This window comes from Streptomyces sp. WMMC1477, assembly GCF_027460245.1.
GTDB lineage: Bacteria > Actinomycetota > Actinomycetes > Streptomycetales > Streptomycetaceae > Streptomyces.
In genome coordinates this window covers 1,993,552-2,006,855 of sequence record NZ_JAPZBD010000003.1, presented here as the reverse complement: position 1 = coordinate 2,006,855, position 13,304 = coordinate 1,993,552, and the positions used below count along the sequence as shown (strand labels likewise).

General features: G+C 74.1%; 13 protein-coding genes. 6 read left to right on the top strand and 7 right to left on the bottom strand.

Going from position 1 to position 13,304, the window contains the following annotated elements:
• Positions 1-20: 20 nt before the first annotated feature.
• Both O7609_RS09140 and serC read left to right on the top strand, forming a co-directional pair.
• Positions 21-3,113: a sacsin N-terminal ATP-binding-like domain-containing protein gene (locus tag O7609_RS09140; protein ID WP_269734441.1), complete on the top strand. Its 3,093-nt coding sequence runs from the start codon at positions 21-23 to the stop codon at positions 3,111-3,113.
• A gap of 100 nt (positions 3,114-3,213) precedes the next feature.
• A complete protein-coding gene (serC, locus tag O7609_RS09135; RefSeq protein WP_269734440.1) occupies positions 3,214-4,332 on the top strand; it encodes a phosphoserine transaminase in 1,119 nt (372 codons plus the stop codon).
• Positions 4,333-4,414: 82 nt separating this feature from the next.
• Here the strand turns inward: serC and O7609_RS09130 are convergent, their stop codons facing one another.
• Positions 4,415-5,443: a hypothetical protein gene (locus O7609_RS09130; protein ID WP_269734439.1), complete on the bottom strand. Its 1,029-nt coding sequence runs from the start codon at positions 5,441-5,443 to the stop codon at positions 4,415-4,417.
• Entirely contained in the window at positions 5,443-5,580 is a 138-nt protein-coding gene (locus O7609_RS09125; protein WP_269734438.1) for a hypothetical protein, read from the bottom strand. The genes O7609_RS09130 and O7609_RS09125 overlap by 1 nt, the downstream gene beginning before the upstream one ends.
• A gap of 121 nt (positions 5,581-5,701) precedes the next feature.
• On the opposite strand from O7609_RS09125, the gene O7609_RS09120 reads away from it, so the two are divergent.
• Both O7609_RS09120 and O7609_RS09115 read left to right on the top strand, forming a co-directional pair.
• Positions 5,702-6,397, top strand: a complete 696-nt coding sequence (locus O7609_RS09120) for a GDSL-type esterase/lipase family protein (protein ID WP_332328055.1) — start codon at positions 5,702-5,704, stop codon at positions 6,395-6,397.
• Between the two features lie 14 nt (positions 6,398-6,411).
• Positions 6,412-6,672 carry a Uma2 family endonuclease gene (locus O7609_RS09115; protein WP_269734436.1) on the top strand — a complete coding sequence of 87 codons (261 nt, stop codon included), beginning with the start codon at positions 6,412-6,414 and terminating at the stop codon, positions 6,670-6,672.
• 76 nt (positions 6,673-6,748) lie between these two features.
• Here O7609_RS09115 and O7609_RS09110 read toward each other — a convergent pair whose 3' ends face one another.
• The 4 genes from O7609_RS09110 to O7609_RS09095 form a co-directional block, all read right to left on the bottom strand.
• Positions 6,749-7,738, bottom strand: coding sequence for an aldo/keto reductase (locus O7609_RS09110; protein WP_269734435.1), 990 nt, complete (start codon positions 7,736-7,738; stop codon positions 6,749-6,751).
• A 340-nt stretch (positions 7,739-8,078) separates the two neighbouring features.
• Positions 8,079-8,657: an RNA 2',3'-cyclic phosphodiesterase gene (gene thpR / locus O7609_RS09105; RefSeq protein WP_269734434.1), complete on the bottom strand. Its 579-nt coding sequence runs from the start codon at positions 8,655-8,657 to the stop codon at positions 8,079-8,081.
• A complete protein-coding gene (locus O7609_RS09100) occupies positions 8,654-10,291 on the bottom strand; it encodes an MFS transporter (protein ID WP_269734433.1) in 1,638 nt (545 codons plus the stop codon). Before O7609_RS09100 ends, thpR begins: the two co-directional genes overlap by 4 nt.
• Before the next feature lie 31 nt (positions 10,292-10,322).
• Positions 10,323-10,760, bottom strand: coding sequence for a MarR family winged helix-turn-helix transcriptional regulator (locus tag O7609_RS09095; protein WP_219090316.1), 438 nt, complete (start codon positions 10,758-10,760; stop codon positions 10,323-10,325).
• A 127-nt stretch (positions 10,761-10,887) separates the two neighbouring features.
• On the opposite strand from O7609_RS09095, the gene O7609_RS09090 reads away from it, so the two are divergent.
• Together O7609_RS09090 and O7609_RS09085 are read left to right on the top strand one after the other, a co-directional pair.
• Positions 10,888-11,067, top strand: a complete 180-nt coding sequence (locus O7609_RS09090; RefSeq protein WP_269734432.1) for a ribbon-helix-helix protein, CopG family — start codon at positions 10,888-10,890, stop codon at positions 11,065-11,067.
• 243 nt (positions 11,068-11,310) lie between these two features.
• Entirely contained in the window at positions 11,311-11,694 is a 384-nt protein-coding gene (locus O7609_RS09085) for a hypothetical protein (RefSeq protein ID WP_269734431.1), read from the top strand.
• Between the two features lie 25 nt (positions 11,695-11,719).
• Here the strand turns inward: O7609_RS09085 and O7609_RS09080 are convergent, their stop codons facing one another.
• Positions 11,720-13,153 (bottom strand): NCS2 family permease, encoded by a 1,434-nt coding sequence (locus O7609_RS09080; protein ID WP_443072239.1) that lies wholly within the window; start codon positions 13,151-13,153, stop codon positions 11,720-11,722.
• Between the last annotated feature and the right edge of the window lie 151 nt (positions 13,154-13,304).

The following is a 13,304-nucleotide window of genomic DNA, read 5'->3' as shown; positions in this document are numbered from 1 at the left end:
GGAGCGGTACCGTCGGCCGCATGGACGGTGATGTGTTCGGAGTCGGCGAACTCCGACGGCGAGTGTTGGACGCGTGGACGGCCTCGCCTGCCCGCTTCCGGGAGGACGCGAACGCCGAGGAGGAGCTGGCCCTCGGGGGCTACCGGGACCGGCTCGTCGTGGAACTGGCCCAGAACGCGGCGGACGCGGCGGCGCGGGCCGGGGTGCCGGGGCGGCTGCGGTTGACGTTGCGCGACGGCACGCTGGTGGCCGCGAACACCGGGGCCCACCTGGACGCGGCCGGGGTGGAGTCGTTGGCCACGCTGCGGGCTTCGGCCAAGCGGGACGAGGACGCGACGGTCGGCCGGTTCGGCGTCGGGTTCGCCGCCGTGCTGACGGTGAGCGACGAACCGGCCGTGGTGAGCCATGGCGGAGGTGTGCGTTGGTCGTTGGCGGAGGCTCGGGAGCTTGCCGCTGCGGTGCCAGGGCTGGCGGAGGAGCTGCGGCGCCGGGACGGCCACGTGCCGTTGCTCCGGTTGCCGTTCGCCGCGGAGGGGGCCGCGCCCGCCGGGTACGACACGGCCGTGGTGCTGCCGTTGCGGGACGCGGCCGCGCGGGAGTTGGCGGACCGGCTGCTGGCCGGGGTGGACGACGCGCTGCTGCTGGCCCTGCCGGGGCTGTCCGAGGTCACGGTGGAGACGGCCGAGGGCGAGCGCACGCTGACGCGCCGGGCCGACGGGCCGTGGACGGTGATCGGTGACCGGCGCTGGCGGGTGGCGTCGGCGCACGGTGTCACCGATCCGGCGCTGCTGGCCGACCGTCCGGTGGAGGAGCGGGGCCGTCCGGTCTGGACGGTGACGTGGGCGGTGCCGGTGGACGGCTCCGGGGCACCGGTCCGGCCGGAGGCGGCGTCCGTGGTGCACGCGCCCACGCCCACGGACGAGCCGCTGGGCGTGCCCGCGCTGCTCATCGCGAGCTTCCCGCTGGAGTCGACGCGGCGGCACACCGCGCCGGGCCCGCTGACGGACTTCCTGTTGGACCGGGCCGCCGACACGTACACGGAACTGCTGCGCGACTGGCACCCGGTGGGCCCGGGGGTCATCGACCTCGTCCCCGGCCCGCTCGGGCGCGGCGAGCTGGACGGGGCGCTGCGGGCGCGGCTGCTGGAGCGGCTGCCGGGCGTGCCGTTCCTGCCGAGCGCCGCCCCGGCCGACGAGCCGGACGGGGCCGAGGGGGCCGACGGGCGCGTGGGAGCCGAGGGCGGGCCGCTGGCGCTGCGTCCACGGGACGCGGAGATCGCCGAGGGCGCGGGCTCGGCCACGGTGGCCGTCCTGGCGGAGCTGTTCCCGAGCCTGCTGCCCGCGGGGCTGGAGCGGCGCACCGAGCTGCGCACGCTGGAGGTGCCGCGCATCCCGCTCGGCGAGGTCATCGACCGCCTCGCCGGGATCGAGCGCGATCCCGCGTGGTGGCGCCGGCTGTACGACTCGCTGGCCGGAGTGGACCCCGACCGGCTCACGGGGCTGCCCGTGCCGCTCGCGGACGGCCGCACGACGATCGGTCCGCGGCACGTCCTGCTGCCGCTGCCCGACCTGGCCGGAGCGGAGCGGCTGGCCCGGCTGGGGCTGAAGGTCGCCTACACCGAGGCCGCGCACCCGCTGCTGGAGAAGCTGGGCGCCGTCCCCGCCACGCCGCGCGCCGTCCTGACGACGCCACAGGTCCGGGGGGCCGTGGCCGCCTCACTGGACGCCGACGAGGTGTGGGACGAGGACGGCTCCGCGCTCGACCCGGAGGAGCTGACGGACCTCGTGCTCGGCCTCGTCCGGGACGCGGGGCTCGCGCCGGGCGACGAACCGTGGCTGGCCGCGCTCGCTCTGCCCGACGAGGACGGGGAGCCGGTGCCGGCCGGGGAGCTGGCCTACCCCGGCAGCCCGTTCGCCACCGTGCTGCGCGAGGGTGAACTGCCGCTGTGCGACCGGGAGCTGGCCGAGCGCTGGGGCGAGCAGACGCTCACGGCGGTCGGCGTGCTGGCTGACTTCCCGCTGGTGCGCGCCGCCGACGTCGTCCTCGACCCGGACGAGTTCGAACCCCGGGACACCGACTACCCCGAGCCGGACGACGCCGGGCTGCTCGACGCCGTCGACGTGTGGTGCGAGGACGTCCTGGACCAGCTCCCCGACACGCCGGTGCCGCCGGTGGCCACCGAGCTGCTGGCCGTCCGCGACCTCGACCTCGTCGACGACGACTGCTGGCCGCAGGCGCTCGCGCTGCTGGCCCGGCCCCCGCTGCGGGACGCGCTGACCACGCCGGTGCGGGTTCTGCTGCCCGACGGCACGGCCGAGACGGTGCGCTCGTACACCGCGTGGTGGCTGCGCGGCCATCCGGTGCTGGACGGCCGGCGGCCCGCCGGGCTGCGCGCCGCCGGCGGCGACCCGCTGCTGGCGGGACTCTACGAGGAGGCCGACGCGAGCGGGTTCGACGACCCGGCGCTGCTGCACGCCCTCGGCGTGCGCACCTCGGCGGCCGCCCTGCTCGACGAGCCCGGGGGCGCCGCCGAGCTGCTGGGACGGCTCGCCGACGCCGAACTACCCGTCGGCCCCGCCCAGCTCCACGGGCTCTACTCGCTGCTGGCCGAGCTCGACCCGGACGAGGTGACGCTTCCGGACGAGGTCCGTGCCGTCGTGGACGGCCGGGTCCGCGTGGTCGACGCCGAGGGCGCGCTCGTCGCGGACGCGCCGGACCTGCTGCCGCTGGCGGCGGGGCGCGCCCTGCTGCCGGTGCGCCCGGAGCGGGCCGCGCGGCTGGCCGCCGTGCTGGACGTCGGCCTGCTGAGCGAGGCCGTGCCCGCGCCCGCCCCCGGCGGCGGCGCCCTCCGCGAGGTGCCCGGCGAGGTCCGCGACCTGCTCGGCCCCGACACGCCGACGTCGTACACCGAGCATGACGAACTCGTCGTCGAGGGCGTCGAGCTGGACTGGCGGCTCGGGCCGGACGGCGCCCTGCACGCCGCCACGCTGGAGGGCCTCGCCGCCGGGCTGGCCTGGGCGGCGGGGGCCTGGCCCCGGCGCTTCGAGGCCGCCGCGCTGCTGGAGGACCCGGAGCGCGCGGACGAGCTGACGGTCGACCGCTGGTTCGACTGATCCGGTCGTGGAAACGCCGCGCACCCGGCCCGTGAGACGCACGCCGTCTCACGGGCCGGACAGCCCCGTTGCCGGGCTACCGAGCGGTTAGGCTCGGCACGTGGCTGAGATCCAGATTCCCGCTGACATCAAGCCCGCCGACGGACGCTTCGGATCGGGTCCCTCCAAGGTGCGGACCGAGGCGCTCAGCGCCCTGGCCGCCACCGGCACCTCGCTGCTGGGCACCTCGCACCGCCAGGCTCCGGTGAAGAACCTCGTCGGCCGGGTCCGCGAGGGCGTGCGCGAGCTGTTCTCCCTGCCCGAGGGCTACGAGGTGGTCCTCGGCAACGGCGGCTCCACCGCCTTCTGGGACATCGCGACCCACGGGCTCATCGACACCAGGTCGCAGCACCTGTCCTTCGGCGAGTTCTCCTCGAAGTTCGCCAAGGCCGCCAAGCTCGCGCCGTGGCTGGCCGAGCCGAGCGTCGTCGAGTCCCCGGCCGGTACGCACCCGCAGGCGCGGTCCGAGGCGGGCGTCGACGTCTACGCCCTCACCCACAACGAGACCTCCACCGGTGTCGCGGCCCCGCTGAAGCGGGTCGAGGGCGCCGACGAGGGCGCGCTCGTCGTCGTGGACGCCACCTCCGGCGCCGGCGGTCTGCCGGTGGACATCGCCGAGACCGACGTCTACTACTTCGCCCCGCAGAAGTCCTTCGCGGCGGACGGTGGCCTGTGGCTCGGCGTCTTCTCCCCGGCCGCCCTGGAGCGCGCCGAGCGGATCGCCGCGAGCGACCGCCACATCCCGGCCTTCTTCGACCTGGCCACCGCGATCGACAACTCGCGCAAGAACCAGACGTACAACACCCCGGCGCTGGCCACCCTCTTCCTCCTGGCCGACCAGCTCGACTGGATCAACGGCCAGGGCGGCCTGGACTGGGCCGTGCGCCGCACCGCGGCCTCCGCCCGCGCCCTCTACGGCTGGGCCGAGGCCGCCAAGTACGCCTCCCCGTTCGTCGTGGACCCGGCGCAGCGCTCCCAGGTCGTCGGCACCATCGACTTCGCGGACGAGGTGGACGCCGCCGCCGTCGCGAAGGTGCTGCGGGCCAACGGCATCGTGGACACCGAGCCCTACCGGAAGCTGGGCCGCAACCAGCTGCGGGTGGCGATGTTCCCGGCCGTCGAGCCCACGGACGTCGAGGCCCTGACCCGGTGCGTCGACCACGTCATCGAGCGCCTCTGATCCCTGGGCGAGTCCGCACGTGACGGACCGGACGGGCCCGGCCGCCAGGCGGCCGGGCCCGTCCCCGTGTTCCGCACCCGTGCTACGCCCGGCGGCGGCCGCCCCGGAACGCCAGCCACACGGCGAGGGCGATGGCGATCCCCGCGCCGCCGAGCGCCAGCGTGTCCCCGTCGACGTCCCGCCCGGCCCCGTCGCCCGAGGCACCCGGCTCCGGCCCGCCGGCGGAGCCGGACCCGTCCTTCCCGTCGTCACCCTGCCGGGCGCTCTCGGGGAGCAGCTCGCCGCTCAGCTCCCGGGCGATGACCTCCTCGCCCTCGCCCTCGCTCCCGAACAGCACCGTCCGCCCGTCGGGAGCGAACGCAAGGGACTCGCCCTGCCGCTGCATCGGCACCGGGAGTCGGCCGACCTCCCGGGGCGCGCCGTCCTCCCAGGCGTACATCCGCCCGCCGAAGTAGCTGCGCACGGCGAGCCGGCTGCCGTCGGGGGAGAAGGCCGCGTCCGTGGCCCACAGCTCGATGTCGGCGATCCGCGTGAAGGTGTTCACGCCGTCCGCCGACAGCTCCTCGGGACCGGCGTACAGGCCGTCGCCGCCCTCCGTCTTGCCCACGATGTACACCCGCCCGGTGCCCGGGTGCACGGCCAGTGACTCGGCGTCCCGCGCGCCCTCCGCGTACCGCACCCGGTAGACGGTGGGCTCGACGGTGGCGTCCGCCAGTTCGGCGGGCTCGGCGAACCGGTAGATCCACACGTGCGGCCAGGTGCCGCCGAGGTTGTCGCCGATGTCCCCGACGTGGACGTCGCCGTCCGGGCCCACCGAGACGGCCTCCAGGTCCCGGCCCTCCACTCCGGCCAGGGTGATCGTGGCCAGCGTCTCGCCCGTCTCGCCGTCCACCGCGAACAGCTCGGCGCTGTTGGCGCTGTCGTTGTGCGTCCAGTACACGCCCTTGTGCGCCCGGCTGGCCGCCAGCCCGCTCGCCTCCGTGATCCGCGGGTCCCGCACGGTGAAGCCCGGCTCCTCGGCGGCGGTCGCGAGCCCGGCACCGAGCGGTGAGACTGGGAGGGTGAGGCCGAGGGCCAGCAGCGCGCCGAGGACCGCCGTCCGCTTCCGCATCAGTCGTGGCCCGGCACGGTGTCGACGAGCCCGTCCCGCACGATCCCGCGCAACTCCTCGCGGTGCGGGGGGATTCCGATGGCTGCGTGGGCGACGCCGATGATCTGCCACCACCGGCCCGGCGACTGTCGAAGCATGATCCGAATGTACGCCCCGGGCCCGGGGCGCGGGCTCGACCCTCCCGGTACCGGCATCCCACGCGACGGCGTGAGCGTTATCACGCCGCAGGTCAGAGTCGGTTACCGGCAGAATATGCCGGTGCGTTTCATGTGCGTCGGAGACTCGATGACGATCGGCAGCGCCGGTGACTACACCTGGCGCTACCGGCTGTGGGCCCATCTGCGCGCGGCCGCGGTGCCCGCCGAGTTCGTCGGTCCCCGTGACGCGCTCCACGAGGGCTCCCACGACTACGGCGAACCGGCGTTCCCGGCGGCCGACCGCGGCCACCTCGCGGGCTGGGGCGAGGGCTGGCTGCACCACGCCGACGTCATCGCCGACGCCGTCCACGCCCACCGCCCCGACGTCCTCCTCGTCTCCCTCGGCCTCATCGACCTCGGCTTCTACACCGACGCCGGGCAGACCGCGGCCAACGTCCGGCGCTTCCTCGCCGAGGCCCGCCGCGCCGACCCCGCGACACGGGCCGTGCTCCTGCCCGTCATCCCCAACGTGCGGGCCGCGCACGACCCGCCGTTCGCGGCCGAGGTCGCCCGCTTCAACGCCCTGCTGACCGTCGCCGCGGCCGAGCTGTCGACACCGGCCTCCCCGCTCGTCCTGGCCGCCGCCCCCGCCGACTGGGACCTGGCCCGCGACACGTACGACGGCACCCACCCCGCCGCACCCGGCGAGCACCGGCTGGCCGCCGCCTTCGCCGCCGCCCTCCACGGCGCCTGGGCCCTCGGCGCCCCCTACGCCGTCGCCCCGACCGACACCGCCGAGCCCGCGGCGATCCCCTGAGGTGACCTCGCGCCGTGCGTATCTGTGTACCGCGCGGCCGACCGCGACCCCGCGTCGGCGGAGGGGAGCGCCATGCCGAGAAGGCCGCCTACGCGACCGCCAAGGTCGCCGTCTACCTCGTGGTCGACCCCTACGTCGGCCGGTGCCGGGTGTTCACGCTGCCCAGGGACGGCGACTCCGCGAGCGAGCTGACGGTCGACTTCGGCACGGAGATCAACCTCAAGGACACCCCCGTCGGCCTGATCCTCACCACGGACGACTTCTCCCGCGACTGACGGCCGCGGGCCGCCGCCTCCGACTCGCCTCGTACGCGAGCGGAAGGCGACGGCCCCTCGGCACGGGCGCGCTACCTCACCAGGCGAAGGCTTCGGGAGACGGCCCGGGGCCGGGGAAGATCTCGTCGAGGGCCGCCAGCAGCTCCTCGCTCAGCTCCAGCTCCAGGGCGCGCAGCGCCGAATCCAGCTGCCCGGGCGTGCGGGGGCCGACGATCGGGCCGGTCACGCCGGGCCGGGTGAGCAGCCAGGCGAGCGCCGCCTCGCCCGGCTCGAGGCCGTGCTTGTCGAGAAGGTTCTCGTACGCCTGGATCTGCTCGCGCGTCCTCGCGTCCTTCAGCGCGTCAGCGGCGCGGCCGCTCGCGCGGCGCCCCTGGGCGGCCTCCTTCTTCAGGACGCCGCCGAGCAGCCCTCCGTGCAGCGGGGACCACGGGATGACGCCGAGGCCGTAGTCCCGCGCGGCGGGGATGACCTCCATCTCGGCGCGGCGCTCGGCGAGGTTGTAGAGGCACTGTTCGCTCACCAGGCCGACGCGGCCGTGCCGGGCGGCGGTCTCGTTGGCCTGGGCGATCTTGTAGCCGGGGAAGTTGGAGGACCCCGCGTAGAGGATCTTCCCCTGCTGGACCAGGACGTCGATCGCCTGCCAGATCTCCTCGAACGGCGTCGACCGGTCGATGTGATGGAACTGGTAGACGTCGATGTAGTCGGTCTGCAACCGCCTGAGCGAGGCGTCGACGGCTCGGCGGATGTTCACCGCGGAGAGCTTGTCGTGGTTGGGCCAGACCTCCCCGTCCGCCGCCATGTTCCCGAAGACCTTGGTGGCGAGCACCGTCCTGTCGCGCCGGCCACCACCTCCGGCGAACCAGCTCCCGATGATCTCTTCGGTGCGGCCCTTGTTCTCGCCCCACCCATACACATTGGCCGTGTCCACGAAGTTCAGACCCGCGTCGAGGGCGGCGTCCAGGATGCCGTGGCTGGTCGCTTCGTCTGTCTGCGGACCGAAGTTCATCGTGCCGAGCACGAGTCGGCTGACCTTGAGTCCGGTACGTCCGAGCTGTGTGTACTCCATGGACAACAGCCAACTGCTTCGAGTCCGCTCCAGGCAAGAGCACCACGCACCGCCGTCCGTCCGCGAGGTGCCGGTACAGGCGGGAACACGAGAACCCGGGACCGGTGCACGGCGGACGGTGGTCCCGCGCCGGTGTGCCCCCCGGGGCGGGGCGGCGGCGTCACCGGGGCGTCATCGGCGTCCTGGTGACGCCCCGGCGCCCCGGCGTCCCGGGCGCCGCGCGGACGTCAGCGGCCGAGGGCGGCGGCCACCGCGACCACGGCGAACATCAGCAGGAGGCCCACCGTCACCACACGCGTTCTGATCTTGGCGTTCACGCTGTCCACGGTAGCGGCCCGGCTCATCCGCCCAGCGGCCAGGAGGCCAGCTCCTCGTAGTGGGGTTGCTCACCCGGCACGCCGGAGCGCGGCGGGTGGCTGCGGACGAGGCTGACGCGCTCCGCGGGCCACGGGGGAGCGGTGAAGTCGGCGAGCGCCTCGACGAAGGGGGCCAGCGGCGTCGGCCGCCGGGGACGGCCCCGGGCCAGGGTGAGGTGGGGGTGGAAGGGGCGCTCGGCCTCGGGTGCCCCCACGCGCCGGCCCGCCGCCGCCGCGGAGCCGGCCAGCCGGCGCAGGTGCGTGCGGTGGCCGGGGTCCCCGTACGCGACGTCGGCCCACAGGGCGCGATCGCCGAAGTGCCCGCCGCCGCGCAGCCGCAGCGCCAGGGGTGCGCGGCGGTGCGCGGCGCGCTCCAGGCGGAGGGCCAGCTCGGGTGCGACGTCCTCGGGGATCTCGCCGTAGAAGGCGAGGGTGAGGTGCCAGCCGGGCGGCCTCGTCCAGCGCAGGGCCTCGGCCTCGGGCAGCTCGGCCAGCTCCGCGACCCGCCGCTTCAGCGCGGTGACGACGTCCGGTGGCGGCAGCAGCGCGGCGAAGAGCCTCATGACGCCGCTCCCGCCGTGGCGGTGGCCGAGGCCTTCGCCGGGGCGGCCGCGGGCGTCGAGGCCACCGGTTCCCCGGCGGAGCCGTGGCCGGCGCTGCCGCGCCCGTCGGGGCCGGACCGCGCCGCGGATTCGGGGGCCCGGGGGACGAAGGCGACCAGGCGGCTGCCCCGGCGCAGGTTCATGCTCAGCCGCAGCCCGGCCGTCCGGGCGAGGGCCAGCGCCACGAGGCCGGCGGCGAGGACGGAGACGAGGCCGCCGGCCAGAAGCCCGACGCGCGGCCCGTAGGTGTCGGTGATCCAGCCCATGACGGGGCCTCCGATCGGGGTGCCGCCGACGAACACCATCATGAACAGGCTCATCACCCGCCCGCGCATCGCGGAGTCGGTGGCGAGCTGGATGCTGGAGTTCGCGGTGACGTTGAACGTCAGTCCCATGATGCCCACGGCCACCATCAGCCCGGCGAAGACCCAGAACCACGGGGTGAGGGCGGCGACGCCGAGCAGGGCTCCGAAGGCGGCGGCGGAGCCGACGAGCAGCCGCATGCGGGAGGTGGTGCGGCGGGCGGCGAGCAGGGCACCGGCCAGGGAGCCGGCGGCGAGCAGGACGTTGAGCAGGCCGTAGACGCCCGCGCCCTGGTCGAAGACGTGCTCGGTGAAGGCGGTGAGCCAGATGGGGAAGTTGAGGCCGAAGGTGCCGATGGAGCCGACGAGGATGATCGGCCAGAGCAGCTCGGGCCGGCCGCGGACGTAGCGCAGCCCCTCGCGGAGCTGCCCGCGCGCCCGTGGGACGGGCTCGACGGGACTCAGCTCGGCCTGGCGCATGAGCAGCAGGGCGGCGATCGGCGCGAGGAAGGAGAGGCCGTTGATCAGGAACGCCCAGCCGCTGCCGACGGCGGTGATCATGACGCCGGCGACGGCGGGCCCGACGAGCCGCGCGGACTGGAAGTTCGCGGAGTTCAGCGAGACGGCGTTGCGTAGCTGGCCCGGTCCGACCATCTCGGCGACGAACGTCTGCCGGGCCGGGTTGTCGACGACGGTGACGAGGCCGAGGGCGAAGGCGAGCGCGTACACGTGCCAGACCTGTACCGAGCCGCTGAGCGTGAGCGCGGCCAGCGCGAGCCCGGTGAGGGACATCGTCGACTGGGTGAGGAGCAGCAGCCGTCGCTTCGCGCACCGGTCGGCGATGACGCCGCCGTAGAGGCCGAAGAGCAGCATGGGCAGGAACTGCAGGGCGACGGTGAGGCCGACGGCCGTGGCGGAGCCGGTGAGGCTGTGCACCAGCCAGTCCTGGGCGATGCGCTGCATCCAGGTGCCGGTGTTGGAGACGAGCTGGCCGGAGGCGAACAGGCGGTAGTTGCGCACCCGCAGGGAGCTGAACATCGAGGGCTTGGCGGCGGGCTCGGTGTCGGGCTCGGCGTCGGCGCCGGAGCGGGGCGCCGCCCCGGTACGGGCTCCGGTGGCGGTACGGCCGGTCTCGGCCGGGACGGGGACCTCCCGCGTCGGCCCGGCCGCCCCGGTCGGTCCGCTTCTCGGGGTGTGACCGGTGGTGGCGTTAGTGGCGCCGGTGGCGGTGGTGTGATGGTGGTGGTGTTCGTTCGGTGCGGGTGCGGAGTCTGCTCCGGGTCCCGTACTCAAAGGTGCTTCGCCTCCTCGCTGGGTGTGCGTCCTACAGATGCGCGAGCTTCTCCAGTGCGGGCGCGGCCTCGCGCAGCTTCGCCCAGTCGTCTTCGTCGAGCCCGCCGGCCAGCTCGGCCAGCCAGCGGTTCCGCTGGGTGCGGGCGTCCTCCAGCATGGACTCCGCCCGCTCGGTCTGGGTGACGATCTTCTGTCGCCGGTCTTCCGGGTGCGGGTCCAGCCGGACGAGGCCCTTGGCCTCCAGCATGGCCACGATGCGGGTCATGGACGGCGGCTGGACGTGCTCACGGCGGGCCAGTTCGCCCGGGCTGGCCGAGCCGCAGCGGGCCAGGGTGCCCAGGACGGCCATCTCGGTGGGGCTCAGCGACTCGTCGACCCGCTGGTGCTTCAGGCGGCGGGAGAGCCGCATGACCGAGGAACGGAGCGCGTTCACGGCTGCGGCGTCGGCACCGCTGGACAGATCCGGCATGGTGTTTAGGTTAACTCATTACCTGAACTAACAAGTAGTGGGTTTGCCGTTCCCTTCATCACACGAACGGGTGAGATGGCGAGGAAAGCCGGACGATCACATCGGTCGAAGCCCGACCGTGGTCGGCATGACGTCACGCGTCCTGACCCTCCGCATAGACGACGAGCTCCTGGGGCGTCTCGCCCAGCACGCCGCCCGACGCCGCATGACCCTCCAGGACTACGTCCTGCGCACCCTGGTCCGCGACGACTTCGACCAGCGCTTCCGGGTCTGCGTCGAGAAGACGGAACGTTTCTACGGCACCTGACCGAGCCGGGCTCAACGCGTCACTCACCGCGCCCACAGCGGCAGCGGCCGGAGGGAGGGCATCCAACTCCTGACGACGACGGCGGCCGACCGGCGGACGTCGACGCCGTAGCCGTGGCGGCACGCGGTGGAGGTGAGCAGCGGGAGGGCCCCGCGTCTGCGCCACCGGTGAGGCGCTGTCGCCGACGAAGGCGAAGGGGTCGAGGACGCCCCTGGCATGCGCAGGGGGAGCGGGCAGAGGAGTATGCGCGCGTTGTGGGCGATGGCCACCTCGGCGGCCCGCTCGTCGTGGGTCTGGAAGACCGAGGTGAAGGGGGCGTCGGCGAGGTCGGGGCGTCGCGGGGTGCCGCCGACGCCCCGACGAAGGAGCGCGCCCGTCGAACTCGCGATCCGCGACTGGGCCCGGCGTGACGAGAGCGTCGCCGAACGGCTGCGCCGCGTCGACAACCGGCGCATGGACTACCTGCGCTCGCTGTTCGACGCGATCTGCGGCGACGCGGACGAGGCCGAGGTGCGCTCCCTCATCACGTTCTCCCTGCGGATCGGCACCTCCTTCGTCGCCGCCGAGCACCGGGGCCGCAGCCGTGAAGAGGTCATGCGCCTCGCCCGCCGGCACCTGCTGCGCTGACCGCGGCCGGGGCCGCGGGCCGGGCTCAGCGCAGGCCGAGGAGCTGCTCGATCGGGTCGAGGAGGAAGTAGACGAGGAAGCAGGCCCCGACGGCGTTCAGCAGCCACGGGACCTCCCGCAGCCGCCCGGTTCCGGCGCGCAGCAGGATGAAGGCCAGGACGCCGATGCCGATGCCGTTGGTGATGCTGTAGGTGAACGGCATCGCGACCATGGTCAGGAAGGCGGGGACGGCGACCGTCAGGTCGTTCCAGTCGATCTCCTTGACGTTCGCCGCCATGATCAGGACGCCGACGACGACGAGGGCCGGCGTCGCCGCCTGCGAGGGCACCACCGTGGCCAGTGGCGTGAAGACCAGGGCCAGCAGGAACAGCCCGCCGGTGACCAGGTTGGCCAGGCCCGTCCTGGCCCCCTCGCCGACGCCGGCCGTGGACTCCACGAAGCAGGTGTTGGCCGAGCAGGAGCCGAAGCCGCCGCCGACGACCCCGATGCCGTCCGTCATGAGGATGCGGCCCATACCGGGCAGCCGGCCGTCCTCGTCCGTCAGCTTCGCCTCCTCGCCGACGCCGATGATCGTGCCCATCGCGTCGAAGAACCCGGACAGCAGGACCGTGAAGACGAACAGGCAGCCGGTGAGGACGCCGACCTCGGCGAAGCCTCCGAAGAGGCTGACCTCGCCGACGAGCCCGAAGTCCGGCATGCTCACGACCTGGTCCGGCAGGCTCGGCACGGCCAGGCCCCACGCCTCGTCGGGGATCGCGGTCACCGAGTTGAGGGCCACGGCCAGGACCGTCGTCACGGCGATGCTCAGCAGGATCGCAGCGCGGGCCCTGCGCACCACGAGCACGGCCATCAGGGCGAGTCCGGCGACGAAGACGACGACGGGCCAGCCCTGGAGCTGCCCGCCCTGCCCGAGGGCGAGCGGCACGGTGGTGTGCGCGTCGTCGGGGTTGCGGGTGACGAAGCCGGAGTCCACCAGGCCGATGAGCGTGATGAACAGCCCGATGCCGATGGCGATGGCCCGACGCAGCCCGCCGGGGATGGCGTCCATGACCCGTTCCCGCAGCCCCGAGGCCACCAGGATGAGCAGCGCCAGCCCGGCCAGGCACACCATGCCCATGGCGTCCGGCCAGCTCATCCGCGGGGCGAGCTGGAGCGAGACGACGGCGTTGATGCCGAGTCCCGCCGCGAGGGCGATCGGGACGTTGCCGATCACCCCCATGAGGATCGTCGTCAGTCCGGCCATGAGGGCCGTGGCGGTGACGAGCTGGGCGTTGTCGAGCTGCTGCTCGTACTTGTCCGTTCCGGCGCCGAGGATGATCGGGTTCAGCACGATGATGTAGGCCATCGCGAAGAACGTGGCCAGTCCGCCGCGTATCTCGCGGCCGTAGGTCGAGCCGCGCCGGGTGACGCCGAAGAAGCGGTCGAGCGGGCCGGCGGGGGGGGGGCGGCGTGGGGGAATCGCCGACGGTGGCGGCGGCAGCCGGAGCGGACATCAGGCACATACCTCTTGGAGGAAACTACGACTTGCGTCGTCTCAACGGGGGTGGTTGCAGTATGAACAAATGAATCCGGTGAGCGCGAATCCCCCGCCCGTGCTGCGGTGCGACTCA

Bases quoted from the DNA above. Each gene is read 5' to 3' on its own strand.
- O7609_RS09140 (WP_269734441.1), top strand. From the start codon at position 21: ATGGACGGTGATGTGTTCGGAGTCGGCGAACTCCGACGGCGAGTGTTG.
- O7609_RS09130 (WP_269734439.1), bottom strand. From the start codon at position 5,443: ATGCGGAAGCGGACGGCGGTCCTCGGCGCGCTGCTGGCCCTCGGCCTC.
- O7609_RS09125 (WP_269734438.1), bottom strand. From the start codon at position 5,580: ATGCTTCGACAGTCGCCGGGCCGGTGGTGGCAGATCATCGGCGTCGCC.
- O7609_RS09110 (WP_269734435.1), bottom strand. From the start codon at position 7,738: ATGGAGTACACACAGCTCGGACGTACCGGACTCAAGGTCAGCCGACTC.
- thpR (WP_269734434.1), bottom strand. From the start codon at position 8,657: ATGAGGCTCTTCGCCGCGCTGCTGCCGCCACCGGACGTCGTCACCGCG.
- O7609_RS09095 (WP_219090316.1), bottom strand. From the start codon at position 10,760: ATGCCGGATCTGTCCAGCGGTGCCGACGCCGCAGCCGTGAACGCGCTC.
- O7609_RS09090 (WP_269734432.1), top strand. From the start codon at position 10,888: ATGACGTCACGCGTCCTGACCCTCCGCATAGACGACGAGCTCCTGGGG.
- O7609_RS09085 (WP_269734431.1), top strand. From the start codon at position 11,311: ATGCGCGCGTTGTGGGCGATGGCCACCTCGGCGGCCCGCTCGTCGTGG.